General features: G+C 38.1%; 13 protein-coding genes and 1 pseudogene. 7 read left to right on the top strand and 7 right to left on the bottom strand.

Annotation, left to right across the window (positions count from 1 at the left end; genetic code table 11):
* Positions 1–1,656 precede the first annotated feature (1,656 nt).
* Complete coding sequence (rimO, locus tag DRI82_RS10990) at positions 1,657–2,964, bottom strand: 30S ribosomal protein S12 methylthiotransferase RimO (RefSeq protein WP_114193539.1); 1,308 nt, start codon at positions 2,962–2,964, stop codon at positions 1,657–1,659.
* 42 nt (positions 2,965–3,006) lie between these two features.
* Between rimO and DRI82_RS10985 the strand changes: the two genes are divergently transcribed.
* From DRI82_RS10985 to DRI82_RS10965, 5 genes are all read left to right on the top strand, one after another.
* Positions 3,007–4,764: a recombinase family protein gene (locus DRI82_RS10985; RefSeq protein WP_114193538.1), complete on the top strand. Its 1,758-nt coding sequence runs from the start codon at positions 3,007–3,009 to the stop codon at positions 4,762–4,764.
* A gap of 624 nt (positions 4,765–5,388) precedes the next feature.
* A complete protein-coding gene (locus tag DRI82_RS10980) occupies positions 5,389–5,673 on the top strand; it encodes a hypothetical protein (RefSeq protein WP_114193537.1) in 285 nt (94 codons plus the stop codon).
* Between the two features lie 68 nt (positions 5,674–5,741).
* The gene (locus DRI82_RS10975) at positions 5,742–6,206 is read left to right on the top strand and encodes a hypothetical protein (protein WP_114193536.1); all 465 of its coding nucleotides are present in this window, start codon (positions 5,742–5,744) and stop codon (positions 6,204–6,206) included.
* Positions 6,172–8,685, top strand: a complete 2,514-nt coding sequence (locus DRI82_RS10970; RefSeq protein WP_114193535.1) for a DEAD/DEAH box helicase family protein — start codon at positions 6,172–6,174, stop codon at positions 8,683–8,685. Before DRI82_RS10975 ends, DRI82_RS10970 begins: the two co-directional genes overlap by 35 nt.
* 98 nt (positions 8,686–8,783) lie before the next feature.
* Positions 8,784–8,966 (top strand): hypothetical protein, encoded by a 183-nt coding sequence (locus DRI82_RS10965; protein WP_114193534.1) that lies wholly within the window; start codon positions 8,784–8,786, stop codon positions 8,964–8,966.
* A 537-nt stretch (positions 8,967–9,503) separates the two neighbouring features.
* On the opposite strand, the gene DRI82_RS10960 is transcribed toward DRI82_RS10965, so the two are convergent.
* From DRI82_RS10960 to DRI82_RS10940, 4 genes and pseudogenes are all read right to left on the bottom strand, one after another.
* Positions 9,504–10,328, bottom strand: a complete 825-nt coding sequence (locus tag DRI82_RS10960; RefSeq protein ID WP_114193533.1) for a hypothetical protein — start codon at positions 10,326–10,328, stop codon at positions 9,504–9,506.
* Between the two features lie 16 nt (positions 10,329–10,344).
* Positions 10,345–10,499 (bottom strand): annotated as a pseudogene (locus tag DRI82_RS10955) (Hha/YmoA family nucleoid-associated regulatory protein).
* Between the two features lie 650 nt (positions 10,500–11,149).
* Positions 11,150–11,989, bottom strand: a complete 840-nt coding sequence (locus DRI82_RS10945) for a DUF4225 domain-containing protein (RefSeq protein WP_114193531.1) — start codon at positions 11,987–11,989, stop codon at positions 11,150–11,152.
* Positions 11,990–11,991: 2 nt separating this feature from the next.
* Positions 11,992–12,471, bottom strand: a complete 480-nt coding sequence (locus DRI82_RS10940) for an Hcp family type VI secretion system effector (protein ID WP_114193530.1) — start codon at positions 12,469–12,471, stop codon at positions 11,992–11,994.
* A 508-nt stretch (positions 12,472–12,979) separates the two neighbouring features.
* On the opposite strand from DRI82_RS10940, the gene DRI82_RS10935 reads away from it, so the two are divergent.
* A complete protein-coding gene (locus DRI82_RS10935; RefSeq protein ID WP_114193529.1) occupies positions 12,980–13,546 on the top strand; it encodes a recombinase family protein in 567 nt (188 codons plus the stop codon).
* A 52-nt stretch (positions 13,547–13,598) separates the two neighbouring features.
* Positions 13,599–13,847, top strand: a complete 249-nt coding sequence (locus DRI82_RS10930) for a hypothetical protein (RefSeq protein ID WP_114193528.1) — start codon at positions 13,599–13,601, stop codon at positions 13,845–13,847.
* A 295-nt stretch (positions 13,848–14,142) separates the two neighbouring features.
* On the opposite strand, the gene DRI82_RS10925 is transcribed toward DRI82_RS10930, so the two are convergent.
* Together DRI82_RS10925 and DRI82_RS10920 are read right to left on the bottom strand one after the other, a co-directional pair.
* The gene (locus DRI82_RS10925) at positions 14,143–14,643 is read right to left on the bottom strand and encodes a hypothetical protein (RefSeq protein WP_114193527.1); all 501 of its coding nucleotides are present in this window, start codon (positions 14,641–14,643) and stop codon (positions 14,143–14,145) included.
* Positions 14,624–15,130, bottom strand: a complete 507-nt coding sequence (locus DRI82_RS10920; RefSeq protein WP_114193526.1) for a DUF2971 domain-containing protein — start codon at positions 15,128–15,130, stop codon at positions 14,624–14,626. Before DRI82_RS10920 ends, DRI82_RS10925 begins: the two co-directional genes overlap by 20 nt.
* Between the last annotated feature and the right edge of the window lie 8 nt (positions 15,131–15,138).

Below are 15,138 nucleotides of genomic sequence, written 5' to 3'. Positions count from 1 at the left end.
TCAGCAATTCATGATGCTCGGGGAAGGTCAACGTCAAAATGAACTTTGTATCTCAATGTCTGTGAACGTCAAAATATAGTTTTGTTGATTGATTGCTTTGGGTTTTGTTTCGTTCTTCCAGTGTGAAGATCGGCAATCAAGCAGGGGACAAAAGCGTGTCCCCTGCACCCGCGCTTTCCGCAGCATAAATTGCCCGCGTTGCGGGTTCCCTCGGTTGTCATTCCGGCGGACGGGTCGGCTTTAGGCTACAGTCCCTGTAGCCGGACGCCTTTCGCCGCCATCCATGGCGGCTCATCCCTGCCTCCATTCCGCCCTCAGCAATTCATGATGCTCGGGGAAGGTCAACGTCAAAATGAACTTTGTATCTCAATGTCTGTGAACGTCAAAATATAGTTTTGTTGATTGATTGCTTTGGGTTTTGTTTCGTTCTTCCAGTGTGAAGATCGGCAATCAAGCAGGGGACAAAAGCGTGTCCCCTGCACCCGCGCTTTACGCAGCACAAATTGCCCGCGTTGCGGGTGCCCTCGGTTGTCATTCCGGCGGACGGGTCGGCTTTAGGCTACAGGTCCCTGTAGCCGGACGCCTTTCGCCGCCGTCCTGGCGGCTCATCCCTGCCTCCATTCCGCCCTCAGCAATTTATGATGCTCGGGGGAAGGTCAAAGACAAAAGAAATAATCAAAAGAGAAAATGAAAACATCAAGATTGTCTCAATTCATTATCATTTTTTTATCTGTTGTTGTTTCCTTTGACCTTCCCAGAGCGTCATGACTCGCTGAGCGAAGAACGCAGGCAGGGGCGAACCGCCAGGATGGCGGTGAGAGGCGTCCGCCCACATGGATGTGGGCTAAAGCCGACCCGTCCGCCGGAGTGATGAGTGAAGGTATCGGCGCAGCCGACGGGGAATACCGCGAAAAAGCCCGGGTTCAAAGGGCCGCGGCGACTGGCGGCCCTTTGTCGGTTGAGGCTTCGAGGCTCAAGTAGAAAAATACATTTATATCAACCGAAACCTACTCCGAACTTGTTTTAAAACAATAGTTCACGCATGGCCCGAACCTAAAGCCGACCCGTCCGCCGGAGAGATGAGTGAAGGAACCGGCGCAGCCGGCGAGAAATGCCGCGAAAAAGCCTGGGTTCAAAGGGCCGCGGCGATTGGCGGCCATTTGTCGGTTGAGGCGAAAGCGTTCAAGTAGAATAGCGATCATAAACCAACCGAAACCTGCACTGAACCTGGTTTAAAAACAATAGGCTATGTATAATCTGTAGCCTAAAGCCGACCCGTTCGCCGGAGAGATGAGTGAAGGTATCGGCGCAGCCGACGAGAAATGCCGCGAAAAAGCCTGGGTTCAAAGGGCCGCGGCGACTGGCGGCCCTTTGTCGGTTGAGGCTTCGAGGCTCAAGTAGAAAAATACATTTATATCAACCGAAACCTGCTCAGAATCCGTCGTTAAAAACAAATAATCATCCCAATTGCTATGGGCCAATTTGCCCAAAAAAAGTGCCCACGCCGCACTCCCGGCGTCCCCCTTCGGGTATTCAGTCATTGTCACGATCTCCAAAAATAAATCAGAAATGTGTCAACGCTATTTAGGACGGGTCAAACGGATAAAAAAAAGCGCAATGTGTATTGCGCCTTTTGCGGGTTTGGCAGGAACAGTTTTAGACTCGACTGCCCCACAGGTCGTATTCATCGGCATTTTCGATTCTGACCTTGACGATATCACCGGCTTTTACCGAGGTATCACCGTTCAGATAAACGGCACCATCAATCTCAGGGGCATCAGCCATGCTGCGGCCAATTGCACCTTCTTCGTCAACTTCATCAATCAGTACCAAAACATCACGGCCAATTTTATCTTGCAGGCGTTGGCTGGAAATCTGCTGCTGAAGCTGCATAAAGCGGTGATAGCGCTCTTCCTTGATCCCTTCATCAACCTGATCGGCCAACGCATTGGCGGTCGCACCCTCAACCGGGCTGTATTTGAAACAGCCAACGCGGTCGAGTTTGGCTTCTTGCAGGAAGTCGAGCAGCATCTGGAAATCTTCTTCCGTTTCACCGGGGAAGCCAACAATAAAGGTCGAGCGCAGCGTCAGATCCGGGCAGATTTCGCGCCAGCGTTTGATGCGTTCAAGCGTGCGCTCTACCGCGCCAGGGCGCTTCATCAGCTTGAGGATCTTTGGACTGGCGTGCTGCAAAGGGATATCCAGATAAGGCAGAATCTTGCCTTCTGCCATCAAAGGAATGACGTCGTCAACGTGCGGATAGGGGTAAACGTAGTGCAGGCGAACCCATACTCCGAGGCTGGAAAGCTGTTCACACAGACTGACCATGCTGGTTTTTACCGGTTGCCCATTCCAGAAACCGGTACGATTTTTGACGTCAGCACCATAGGCCGAGGTGTCCTGTGAAATCACCAGCAACTCTTTGACACCCGCATCAACCAGACGCTTGGCTTCATCGAGCACGGAGCCAATCGGACGACTGTCGAGATCGCCACGCATAGACGGAATGATGCAGAAGGTACAACGGTGGTTGCAGCCTTCGGAAATCTTCAGGTACGCATAATGTTTTGGCGTCAATTTGACACCCTGTTCCGGCACGAGACTGGTAAACGGATTATGCGCAGGTTTGGGAACGTACTGATGAACGTGAGAAAGAACTTGTTCATAGCTGTGCGGTCCGGTGATTTCCAGCACCTTTGGATGCACTTCACGAATCTGATTCTCTTTTGCGCCCAGGCAACCGGTGACAATAACTTTGCCATTTTCGCTTAACGCTTCGCCTATCGCTTCCAGCGACTCCTGCACGGCGCTGTCGATAAAACCACAGGTGTTAACTATCACCAGCTCGGCGTCATCATAACGCGGTACGACCTGATAACCTTCCGTGCGCAGTTCGGTCAGGATCCTTTCGGAATCCACCAGGTTTTTCGGGCACCCTAATGATAAAAATCCAATCTTAGCCATTTTTTTGTACAATATGTTATTGAGAATTTGGAGAGTATACACATGCCTAAGTTATACAGCTATATCCGCTGGTCATCAGAGCGTCAGGCTAAGGGAACGACCCTTAAAAGGCAGATGGAGGGGGCAAAGGAGTGTGCCTTGGCGAACGAGCTGGAGCTTGCTGAGATCATAGATCCTGGGGTGAGTGCTTTTCGAGGTCAAAACGCTAAGACAGGCAAACTTGGTGGGTTTATTGAGGCTGTAAAGCATGGAGTCATACCTGCGGATAGCTGGCTATACGTTGAGAATTTAGATCGTCTTACACGGCAAGGTGTCATCACTGCACAAAAATTGTTCATTGAGTTGCTGGAACTTGGACTAACACTTGTAACGGGGATGGATAAAAGAGTTTACACATTGGACTCTGTTAACAAAAACCCTAATGAACTGGTGGCATCTATTCTAATGTTTAGTCGTGCAAATGAGGAAAGCAAAACTAAGCAGAGTCGTACAATTAGTAATGTTAAAGTTTTAGTGGAACGTCATAAAGAGGGATACCCTGTTAATATAAAAAGTTGTGGTAAGCACCCCTTCTGGATCGATGATAGCGGATCACAAGAAGAGGCTGTTCGCAAACATTTACATTACTGGGATATCGCCCGAGAAGCAATTGATCTTTTTTTAGACGGTCACGGAATATATAAGGTGAAAAGGTATCTTGATGAGAGATATCCCAATGGATTAAATGGTAAAGAATGGGATTATCAAGTTCTGAAAAGGATGCGTGAAAGTAGAGCATTAATAGGTGAGCGAACTATTAATATTGATAGTCAAACTTATAAACTTCGTGATTATTATCCCGCATTATGCAAAAGTGAGACTGAGTTTTTAAAACTTCAAGAGCTTAAGACTCAGAATGGTAATAAGTCAAAAAAAGATCCTACTAAAGATAATATCAAACTACTTTCAGGGTTATCAATTCTTCGATGTAGAAAATGTGGCGGCACTATGGCTGGTTTTATGAATAGAGGCAAGCCAAGATACATTTGTTTGAATGGTAGACATTTACAGAAAGGCTGTATTGGTTGGTCTATTACTGCTCCACTTGTTGACCATTGTGTGATCGTTGCATTGTTGATTGGGTATATGGATGCCAATAGGCAAAAAGGTCAAGATACATCTAAGTTTGTAAAAGTAATAACAGCTAAACAAGATGAAGTGACCGGAATTGATAAGAAGATTGAAAATATATCTCTTTCTATAGAGGAGGGGGTGAGTATTAAAATGTTCTCAATTAGACTAAAGGAACTATCAGCTAATAGAGAAGTGTTACTGAGGGATATTGAGCGAATAAAAGAACGTAAGGTTTTAGCAGAGAGCAAAGGGAATTTTGAAGTTACTATGATTGATTTTATGAACATGATTCATTGGAAAGTGTTTACTAACTCTTCTGATGAGACAAGAAATGAAATACGCTCAGTTATTAACTCAATTATAGAGTTTGTGATGGTCGACAAAACAGACGGCTGTATATCTATAAAAATAAAATGTCGTGGTATTGATGAGATTTTTCTTTTTCGTGGAGAAAATAGGAAGCCACATTGGAATTTTGATGTCGAAGCGTTCACTGAAAATATAATCTACGAAAATAATGATGAGATGGAAAAATTATTAACGAGCAATGAATTTGTCAATAGGTCACTGAGTATACGCAATGAAATTAGACATGCATATCTTGGTTTTTATAAAACAGTAAAAGAAATGCTATCAATAGCAGGGTATCCTGAAATCAATGGTGCTCTATTCTGGCCTAACAGATAGAGATAGATTTATAATGAAGAGATTATAACCTCGTAGAACACCTGCTATGAGGTTTTAGTCTTAAAGGTAACCTAATATCAAATCTTATAAAAACTACCGCATGATGGCTTACAGAGCGTTTTTAAGGCTTATCTTCACACCTCGTCCAAGTGAACATACAAAAATTAAAAAGTATCTACGATGTACCCACAAAGAGAACTACTTTTAGCATATATATATATCATCTATTTTACTACTTAATCATGAACTATTAATACGACTTAAAATGAAATAATGAAATTTAGACGTTATATAGTGAAAATACTTTTTCATTTATGTTGATGTGAAAATTAGCTGTCTGCTATCGTATGCAAGAAATCAGCCACCAGCGGTAGTGCGTTATTTCTTTGATTATCACTGAATTTTAATTATTTACATAATAGATGAAACGAAGTCAACTTTCGTGTTATAATAGAGACATGGCAAAAAACACTGCATTTATCTTTCATGTGTTTTACAGATTTAAAGAAAGACATGAAACACTAAAAAATAATATGCTATAAAATAAATATCAAAGATTATCTCCGTTTTGCCTTCTTAATTATCAACATTTAACACTTTCGTCTGGCGTTAAAGTAGTTAATCATGATGTTAATAGTCCTTGCTTCAATTTTAATAAATATATTAGTTAAGCAGATTGCCGTCTGTTCAATTAAAACCATATTAGTAATTATGGTTTTTTTTATGTTTAATATTATTGAGGTAATGGTAACAAATATGAAAGAGAAGAAAACACATCAAGTCGGTGTGCGATTATCTGACTCACAGATAAAATTCGTAGATACAGTAGTATCTAATATAGGTTTAAAAAACCGTAGTGAAGGATTGCAATATCTTATTAATAAGATGCGATTTTTGGATGTAAAGTAAAATGCCAGTAGATAACTACTGGCAATAAACCGAAGCTGGATGCTTCATTTAACAAGGGAGTTCATGGAATGAACGAAAATAAAAGAAAAGCAGTTTTTAAAGCAACAGATAAAACTATTTATCATGATTTAACAATAAAACTTACCCACTTTGAAAACAAATATGCATCAGATAATAAAGTGGTCAAAGAAAAAGCAGTTAAAAAGGGCAGGGAAATTGCATTAACAAGTCATGTAAGTGATAAATGGGGAAAGCTTGTAGAGAATTTTTTAAACAAGGAAAACTGGAGTTCCTTCTGTGCCTATGGTAAAGATGAATATGAGAAAGCAAAGGGAAGGTTTGACGCTGTAGTATTTGCGGAAATGATAAAAAACGGTGCTCGTAGTCATGCAAATGTTATTGCTCATTATGCGATAGTTCTTGATATTGATGATAGTATTTCAATGGATGAAGTTCGTAGTGATTTAAACGATTACGAGCATCTTATCTATTCTTCTGGTGGGCAAGGGATTAAACAGGGGGGAGCGTTTTAGAGTTATATTACCTCTAAAAAGAGCAATTAGTGCAGATGTTTATAATGAGTTTTCAGAGTCATTACGCAAACGTTTTTGGTACTCCGACGCTTCGTTTAGTAAGACACTACAAATTCAGTACTTGCCAACATATAACAAGGTGTTTGAAGATCAATTCAAGGCATATCATAACAGCGGTAGGTTGTTTGACTTGGAATGTATTGATTATGTACCGGCAGTAATTAATGACTTTCCTCTCAATGCAGTTTTTACAAAACCTAAGTTTGACGATGATAATATTAGATGTGTTTTAGAGGCCATCATCGAACATAATCGCGGAGCTATGGAATATGAAGAACGTCGCATTTTAGCAAACAGATTAGCTGCTGCTGATGTAAGTGATATTGACATGATTAGTGTATTAAATGCAGTAAGCAGGCCGGGAGCACGTCATACAGGCTCAGATATGGCTAAAATGGCAAATGCTTCATACGGTCATGTTATGGGACTACGAAAGAATTTACCTACTGGATTTAAATTCAATTTATTAGTGCAACCAACAGTAATCTACCCCCCTAAAAATGTGAAGCTACCAAAGTATGATACAGATATTACATTGAAACCTAATCAATACCTATCTGATGTTATTAAACAAATTTATTTCAAAGATGGCTTGAACTTGCTAATTGTACCTACTGGAGGGGGGAAAAACCATGCGATGGAAAGACGTGAAAATACTAAATTAGTAGTGCCGTTAAATTCAATAGTCGTGCAGTCAGGTAGCAGTAATAATATTCAGGATGAAAATGTTGCGACTTGGAACCAAATAGAAAAAATGATGAGAAATCCAGAAGAGTGCAAAAAGTGGGATTTAGTTATTGATGAAGCACATGGAATGGTCTTGGATTATGATTACAAAGCTACAATAATTCGTTTGTTAGCTAAAGCTTGTACCATGTTCCGCAAGGTTATCTTAATGTCTGGCACTGTTCGTCCTGAATACTTTAGTTGCTTAAAATTTGAAACTATTCATCGTGTGCGTAAAGAAAGTCAAGCAAAGAAAAAAATTCAAACTAATATCTGTAAGTCTAAAGAAGAGTCTTTGCTCAATGATTTGCGTGAGAGCAAAGGTAAATCTATCGTTTTGATAAACGATAAAGATTTGGGAAAAACGATCGGAAAATTATCAGGTAAAAATTGTCTATTTGTTAATGCAGACCTTAAGAATGAACCAGAAGTAGTAAACCTTTTTATCACTGGTAAACTGGATGACTATGAATGCATTGTTGGAACAAACAGTATTGTTGAAGGTTTGAGTATTACTGATGAACTTGACGATGCTAATGTTTTTATATTAGGAGATACTGATCCCGATCGTATTGAACAGGTTAGCAACCGATTTAGAAACGTGAAAAAAATTAAAAAAGTGCAGTATTATATCGATGCTAAGCCGTTATTTGATGTTTCTGATGACAATGTTCACGCAAAGATCAAAGCAGCTCAAAAACTTGCTGAGGCCCTTACAGTGTGTTTGTCAGTTGCAAGCAGTGAGATTGAACGTAAGGGCTACATTGCTCAATACAGTAAGGAAATAAAACATGCGAGTGTATTTTATGCAGATGGTGAGTTTAAAGTAAACTACTGTGCTATTGATTACCAAAGTTATTTAAATCGCAAAGAAAAGGCATCAAATGACTTTGGTGTATTTAGCAGTAGATTGATTGAATATGGGTATGATGTATTCTACCCAATTTGGAGGCATGAACTAACTATTGAGAAAGAACAAATAGAAAATGATAAGCAACAAGTGAAAGAACAACGTGAATATATACGTTGTGAAGATTTACTTAAATTAGCACATGATTTTAAAAATAAATGCGTAGAATCAGATTATAGCCCGGAGTATGACAGCACCAAGGAAATTGTATTAAAAATGACTGAGGTTGGTTTAAAAATAGATGATATTGAACATGTTATTAAACAAATAATTTATGACAAGTCATATATTGAAAAAATATGGAGTGATATGAAATATGTACATTTTGATACTTCAATTCGTGCTGTATTATGTAATGAAGTACAAAATTCTTTAGTTAGTGTTAAAGGAGAAAAGTACTTATTGAGTCAAGATATTGTTACTATAGCTAAAAGGACCGCAGAGAAAGTATTGAAAGAATTCTATCAAGGGGACTTGAATGCAATGCTTGCCGATGGAAATTGGAGTTCTGACATCCAAAAAGTGTCCAATGGGGGTAATAATACTCTTAATATAATAGATAACCCATTGGACATTTTTGAGGTCAAGGAAAAAAGGGCCAGTACTATTGTCAATCGCTATATTTGCATTACTCGATCAGGGAAGGTTCAAATTAAAGGAAAGCGACAGGAAGCATATAAAGTAGTTCACTACTCACTTACTGGGTTGGAATTTGATAAACGTAGTGATGAACAGAAATTATTAGATGCTATAGTGATTAAGAAAAAAAGTAAATCTGGCTGATGTAGTTAAGTTTGAAAATTGATTTTAAACTGCTAACTATCTCTTTAACTCTGATAGTTAGCAGGTATATATACTATTAATATAAGTAGAGGCGTAAAATGGATAGTGATAAACATAGAAGTTTTTTTGAGTGGATGAAAGAACATAAAAGAAAATTGATAGAAAGTGGTGAGTATTATGAAAGTGAATTGGGTATTACCCATAAAGATATGCCGACAAAGGAGGAAATAGCTGAAATAAAAAGGATTCGATATTCATCGTATAAGGGGAAGGAAGAATGATGGCGTTGGTTATACGACTATGGGTAATAACTAAAGCACTGAATGAATTTATTACATTGGGAAAAATAAAATTCTGTAAGGCTTCATGGGGATAAAACCAGATTTACGCCGATTGAAGCAACTACATTGACTGGGTTTGAGTTGTAATTTGCTACAAGGGGAGAACTTAATATTAATATATAATCCTCCCCTTGTGCATTAACGATGCCTGCCTTACCCCTAATCGGATACTCACGAATAAATTTGGTGCTAAGGTAACTGGCCTTTAGGTTGTTAAAATTTAATCCGCCAGCCCTGATATTGTTAGAATGGAAAAGACAAGGGATTACCTATGCATTTTAAAATTGAAGTACTTTTAATATGAAGTGCAATTAAAATATTATGGTTAAAATCAGAGGTGTCTTTTTTAAGAAAGTATCTCAATGCTCTTTGTAATTATTTGTACTGTTTTTTATTAAAATGAATCCAGGAATGATATTAATTATCTAAATCCTCTGTGTCATTAATCTATGTGATATTTTCCGGTCAAGCAATCCACTAATCATTTTTTATCGGGTAACTTATACAGGTAAACTCATCGTTGAATGCAAACATTTGATTTCCTTTTAATTCAACAAAAGGAAATGAACTAAAAGCAATATTATATACGCTCATGTGAAAACGAATTTTTTTATCATTAAGTTTGAGTCTTTGTGCGTGGGCGGGAAATGTTCCTTGTCCTTTCAGGGTAATGAGGAATGCGATAGGGAAAAAATAAAGTAGTGAACATACACATATATGCCCTTCATTAAAGAATGCTAATCCTTGAGCACTAATATGTGTAGTATGAGGGTAAAACCAGTAGTATATATCATGAGTATCTTCGAATGTTGCAATTTTTCCAGAAACGTAGTCTCGTAATGGTGAAAAGAAAGGGCTATCTGCGATTGGATTCAGGCATGTCTTTATGGAGGATGCAGACAATACGTGACCTATCATGCCCCTTGTGAATTTCGTTGCGTTAAAAGGGGTCTCAATATAGTTGTAAATTTGGTTTGCTAAAGTAAAATAGTCTTTTACTTTTGATGTTATGGACTTTGTTACAGCACATATCTCACTATCAAATTGACTAAGTAGTTTACTGTTACATTCATGACAAATAGTTTTAAAAATACTGGCTCTTAAAGTGGGCAATCCCTTTATATTGTCGAACGTATCAGGATGAGATTCACTTATAGTTCGTTGTTCTCTTTTTGTTATTGTTACCGAACCTTTCGGTGGGACATGATCTTTAGTCAATTTTCCATATTGTTTGCAAATGAGGCAATAACCATTGAGGATTCTATTATAATTAATCCTGTCAGTGATTTTTTTGTTCTTCATTCTTTTATCTCACATACTACCATACAATCGCAGGGATCTTATTGTACAGTTTACCCATAGTCAGTTCAGCAAGTCTGTGATCAGCGGCTGCATAGAAGGTTTCAAGCTGTTCATTGGTTAACCCATACTTGTTCCTTTTCTAAGTGTTTCAATGCTTGTACAACTTCGCAATTACATAATCCAGTCTATCTTTGTCATTTCAAGTTCCGATAATATAAGTTGTATATCTATGATATCAAAGTGCGTTGCAATAGAATAGATTAATTATACATGATTAATAATTTAGCAAGACAGTTACTCAGTTCATGTGGTACTATATTATAATAATCCGTAATTTAACCTATTTGATATTATTAATAATATCGAGGTGAAAATGAAAGCGAGAAAACTAATACTGAACAATTGCTTTTCATATCGAGAGCTATTGAGAATGAAAAATGCGTATGTTAAAGCTATACATGAAGTTTATGGGAAGGGTGTTAAAGTTGCCAGTGATGAGACATTTGAAAATTATATCCTTGTTATTGCCGACTCTGTAAGTAATGCTTTTTTCGTTGTAACTATTATAGGTTTCATTAACGTTGGTTCCATGTTATATCTTCATGGGCTAACAAGAGGCCCATTCGCTATGTTTATTATAAGCATGATTATAATAATGTGGGTAGTCATAAGAAATAGTAGAGTGAAAAAAATAAAAATGCTAACCACACTCAAATTGCTTAAGCTAAGATTGAAGATGTTTATTTTTATGATTACACCGCCATAGTTTATAAAATAAGAAGAGCTTTTCTATTTAATCAAGACTCTTCTTTTTTTATAAATCACTCACCCTCATGATACTTATAGCCATCATCATAAAATGTAGCTTTAAATTTCTTAATGGATGAACCCACTTGAAATAACTTCATTGCGATATTCTTATTTTCCCATTTGGTAATGTGGTCTTTCTTTATATTCCTAAATAGCATGCCAGTTCCAGGTTTTTCAAATAGCCCTCTACTGACTAAACGTAAAGGATTTTCCTTTAAAACAAGTCCGTTATAAGCGGAGTATGCGGTAACTGAAAGATCTACAACACTATAGGCAAAATCACCAATATACTTATCATATCCTAACTGTTTTGTTACAAAGCGGTAAAAATCTCTAAGTGGACCAGTTTCTTGATGTTCATATAGCAAGGGTGTTATTGATTCATATGCATTATTTGCACCATGAGCTATTAACGTAACTCCGATAGATTTCATTCTTTTAAAATGGAGTTTATTACCTGCGGTGTAAAGGCTAATCCCTCCCAAAGCTTGGACACCGCCCATAACGACTCCACCAGTTATTTTCGCATACTTAATTAAACCTTGATCTTCAAATATCTCAGTAACGATATACTTAGTATAATTTCCTTGCCTTAGAATCTGATATTCTCGGTGAGCAAGCTCACTTTCAGCACGAACCTCTGTGATCAGCCTCATTCGCTCGTTAACATCAAATGTATTACGGAAGCGTCTATTAACATCGTTTATAAAATCATCAACTTCTCTGAGATATTCTCTTCTTATTTGGTAATTTTCAATAAAATAGGTTGAGGCTAATGTGGCAATGCGTTTTAGGTCTACAGCATGTCTATCTAAATCATACTTTAAATGAGCTATTGCAGTAGTTCCCATGATTAATACACCCTATCATCCCAGATACTATATGCACTTGTTCCAGCCATAACATGTTCCCAAGTTATGGATTCGTATTTGAAGGAAATACTTTCATCAGATTGAACCTCATTATGTGTCAATGAGTTAGGGCTAAACATCCTAATTTCACTCAACGTTGCACCTGTCAGCTTTATTTTGAAGAAAATCTCCAGGCCACCGGAAGGATTCATTCTGTAAAATACGAACTCGCACGTCAGGCGTTCATTCTGGTTTATTGCTAAAGCTAAGAGTGGGGTTGCTTTATCTATGGGTTTTCTGATTTGGAGAGGGTGGAGCTGAACGTTACTTTCGCGAGTCATAAGATTGAGCAACTCAAGGATTAAGATCTGGTCCTCATGTCCCTTCTGGTACTTATTTCCAATAGAGTCGAGAGTGGAACATCCAGCAGAAATCAGCCCTTGTTTATCACCCTTGATCGTTGCATATATAATGTTAGCCATGTAGTTCCCTTACATAAAGTACAGAAAAATTTATCATACATAGGTTCTGATTTGAGATCCAGTATCTAAAGTATGTCATAACACTCACCTGGGGATTAATTGTAAGTTGTATTCACAAGGTATGTTGGTTGATTGAAAAAACTAAATATTATTTTTATGTCAGTGTTTTATACTGAAAATAACAATTGGATTTGTGTGTTGTTCTATAGAGTGGTCAGTTGTCTATCTTTTGACTTCAGCATTGTTGTTCGTTTGTGCGTTTCAATTGGAAAATCAAAAGAATTCAATCACGGCACATTTATTGGTCACTCTTTGAAACTATACAATTACAATTTATAAGGCTGATAATTTTAAAAAGTGTTTGCTGCTAAGGTTTTAATTGTCTTCATTGGGTACTCCCTACTGATACCTGGATACTATGTCTCAGTTAGTATCATTTACTCATTGAACCAATCCATATGATACTGTATCATACAGGTGATCTAAATGAGACAAAAGGAACAGGATAATGATTTTCGGTTATGCTCGGGTTTCGACAAAGGATCAAAATCTTGAACGTCAACTTTCAGTACTAAATCTTGTTTGCGATAAAGTGATAGCTGAAAAAGCATCTGGAAAATCCACCAGCGAACGTCCTGAGTTGCAAGCGTTGATTTCACACCTCAGGGAAGGTGATACGTTGGTCGTAAAGTCCATAGATCGTTTAGCCCGTAACACTAAGGATCTGCTTGAGTTGGTTGATAAGATGATTGAACAGGGCGTTACGGTTAAGTTCTTGGATAACTCAATGAGTTTTGACAACACTCCTTCATCACGATTGATTTTGACTCTTATTGGGGGAGTAGCTGAATTCGAACGTGGAATTTTAGCTTCCCGGCGTGATGAGGGCATCGCGATTGCCCAAAAAGCCGGAAAATACAAAGGAAAACAAAAAAATCAATCTCTACACGCTAAGATCATTGAGATGCTCAAAACAGAAAAGTACTCACCAGATGAGATAGCTAAGCTTTGTGATTGTGGCAGAGCTACAGTGTTTAGAGTGAAAAAGGATATGTTAAGTACTGAATCAGCGTAGTAGTCGAGTGTGAGTTGATAGATGTTCAGCAGTTTAATCAGAGGAAAGAAGTATGAAACACCCAGATGTGAAGCCTTCAGATTGGATCGAAGTTGGAGGGTATGATTGTGTTGTTATGAAAACTTATAATGCGAACTCTCCGTTTGGGATTTGTAAAGTCGTTTTCAACAAAACTAAGCCTACTACGCGTGATGTTGACTGGAATGGGGATAAATGGTTTTTTCCTGAACGTCCTGATTTCGGCGGGTATGGCAGGAATGATGATCCATATGTGATACAACTCAAAAAAGGTTGTTATTAAGCCAACGTAATTACTTTAATTTGGTAGAGTTTCTGTTGTTCTCAATTTTAGTTACATTAAATTTGAGAGAATATGTGAGGCCGTCCATGATTTATATTAGCTCAAACTTGACCTGACACAACTGCGGCACAGAGCTAAACCCAATCGGACAGGCTGCTCTGTGCCAGAAGCGGACATTGCAAACACCACATTTTTTTAGTCGCCAAGGGGCCAATGAGCTATTGCGTCCCCTGTGCTAGAGTAGGCATCCGATAGGTGTTATCCATGCATACTACAGCTCGATGATACATCATAATCACAAACTTTCATGATTAAGACTGTCTTCATCGTCATTTAAGTCATTAAACATTTGAAGCACATCGCGAGTCTGTTCATAATTACTTATAGGGTACGGTTTAAATTCAATATTTTCCAAATTAATTAATTTCCGTTTTAATTTGAAGGATTTATTAGAAAGTGACATTTCGTAGAAATCAATGTCACCCTGCCTTGATTGTAATGCTCTCATAACAGAAAACTTAGCAGATTCTTTGAATCTCAAACCAAATGTAATATCGCTTAATCGAAATTGTGAATCCTGTAAACCTTGATTATTAATAACTCGGTATTCATTCTCGTATTTCCAAGAAGGGGCTTTGCTGAGAAGAATTACCCTATCAATTTCTTTTTTGGCAGCATTCCTTAAATTATCACTACTACCAAATAACATATCATGAACTTGTTGAGTTCTAATAAATCGCTTACCTTTGTAATCAACAGGGTGGATATCTGTAGAGTCATTTTTCAGAAACGTCATATCCTATACAAAATCCCTTGTGTTGATCAGCGTAGTGCGACCACATTAAAGGGCAGTTAAACTTTCTTGCTAATGAAAGGACACCAACCTCATAATTTTTAAGTAAATATCTTTTAATATGATAACTGGCACTTTCACCAAAATTGTCACCAAAAAAATCAACGTTTGCTGCAATGTTATTGATTAATCTTTGGGCTTCGCTTTCACCTAGTGTTTCAATTTTTTCTAATGTTCTAGGACCTCTATATTTAATTTTTTTTGCTGCTTTTTCTAGTTCCCTTTGATGGTTTTCTTTTACTAATTTATGAAGAATAGCGTTCAATTCATCGGCATCGTCGATGTCGTTTAACACGGAAGGGTTACAATCCAAAGGATCATTGAATGTTGTTGGGTCGGCAAAATACAGTCTATCACTTACAAGCAAATCAAGACTATTAACACTAAAACTTTTATATTTGTATAAACGAGAAGGAATGTTCTGTATCATCACTTTTA

It is taken from the genome of Edaphovirga cremea, assembly GCF_003332275.1.
In the GTDB taxonomy this organism is placed as follows: domain Bacteria; phylum Pseudomonadota; class Gammaproteobacteria; order Enterobacterales; family Enterobacteriaceae; genus Edaphovirga; species Edaphovirga cremea.
The sequence above is the reverse complement of the archived record's forward strand: the minus strand, read 5'-3'. Positions and strand labels throughout refer to the sequence as shown.

Bases quoted from the DNA above. Each gene is read 5' to 3' on its own strand.
- DRI82_RS10980 (WP_114193537.1), top strand. From the start codon at position 5,389: ATGATGTTAATAGTCCTTGCTTCAATTTTAATAAATATATTAGTTAAG.
- DRI82_RS10975 (WP_114193536.1), top strand. From the start codon at position 5,742: ATGAACGAAAATAAAAGAAAAGCAGTTTTTAAAGCAACAGATAAAACT.
- DRI82_RS10925 (WP_114193527.1), bottom strand. From the start codon at position 14,643: ATGACGTTTCTGAAAAATGACTCTACAGATATCCACCCTGTTGATTAC.
- DRI82_RS10985 (WP_114193538.1), top strand. From the start codon at position 3,007: ATGCCTAAGTTATACAGCTATATCCGCTGGTCATCAGAGCGTCAGGCT.
- DRI82_RS10935 (WP_114193529.1), top strand. From the start codon at position 12,980: ATGATTTTCGGTTATGCTCGGGTTTCGACAAAGGATCAAAATCTTGAA.
- DRI82_RS10960 (WP_114193533.1), bottom strand. From the start codon at position 10,328: ATGAAGAACAAAAAAATCACTGACAGGATTAATTATAATAGAATCCTC.
- rimO (WP_114193539.1), bottom strand. From the start codon at position 2,964: ATGGCTAAGATTGGATTTTTATCATTAGGGTGCCCGAAAAACCTGGTG.
- DRI82_RS10920 (WP_114193526.1), bottom strand. From the start codon at position 15,130: ATGATACAGAACATTCCTTCTCGTTTATACAAATATAAAAGTTTTAGT.
- DRI82_RS10965 (WP_114193534.1), top strand. From the start codon at position 8,784: ATGGATAGTGATAAACATAGAAGTTTTTTTGAGTGGATGAAAGAACAT.
- DRI82_RS10930 (WP_114193528.1), top strand. From the start codon at position 13,599: ATGAAACACCCAGATGTGAAGCCTTCAGATTGGATCGAAGTTGGAGGG.
- DRI82_RS10945 (WP_114193531.1), bottom strand. From the start codon at position 11,989: ATGGGAACTACTGCAATAGCTCATTTAAAGTATGATTTAGATAGACAT.
- DRI82_RS10940 (WP_114193530.1), bottom strand. From the start codon at position 12,471: ATGGCTAACATTATATATGCAACGATCAAGGGTGATAAACAAGGGCTG.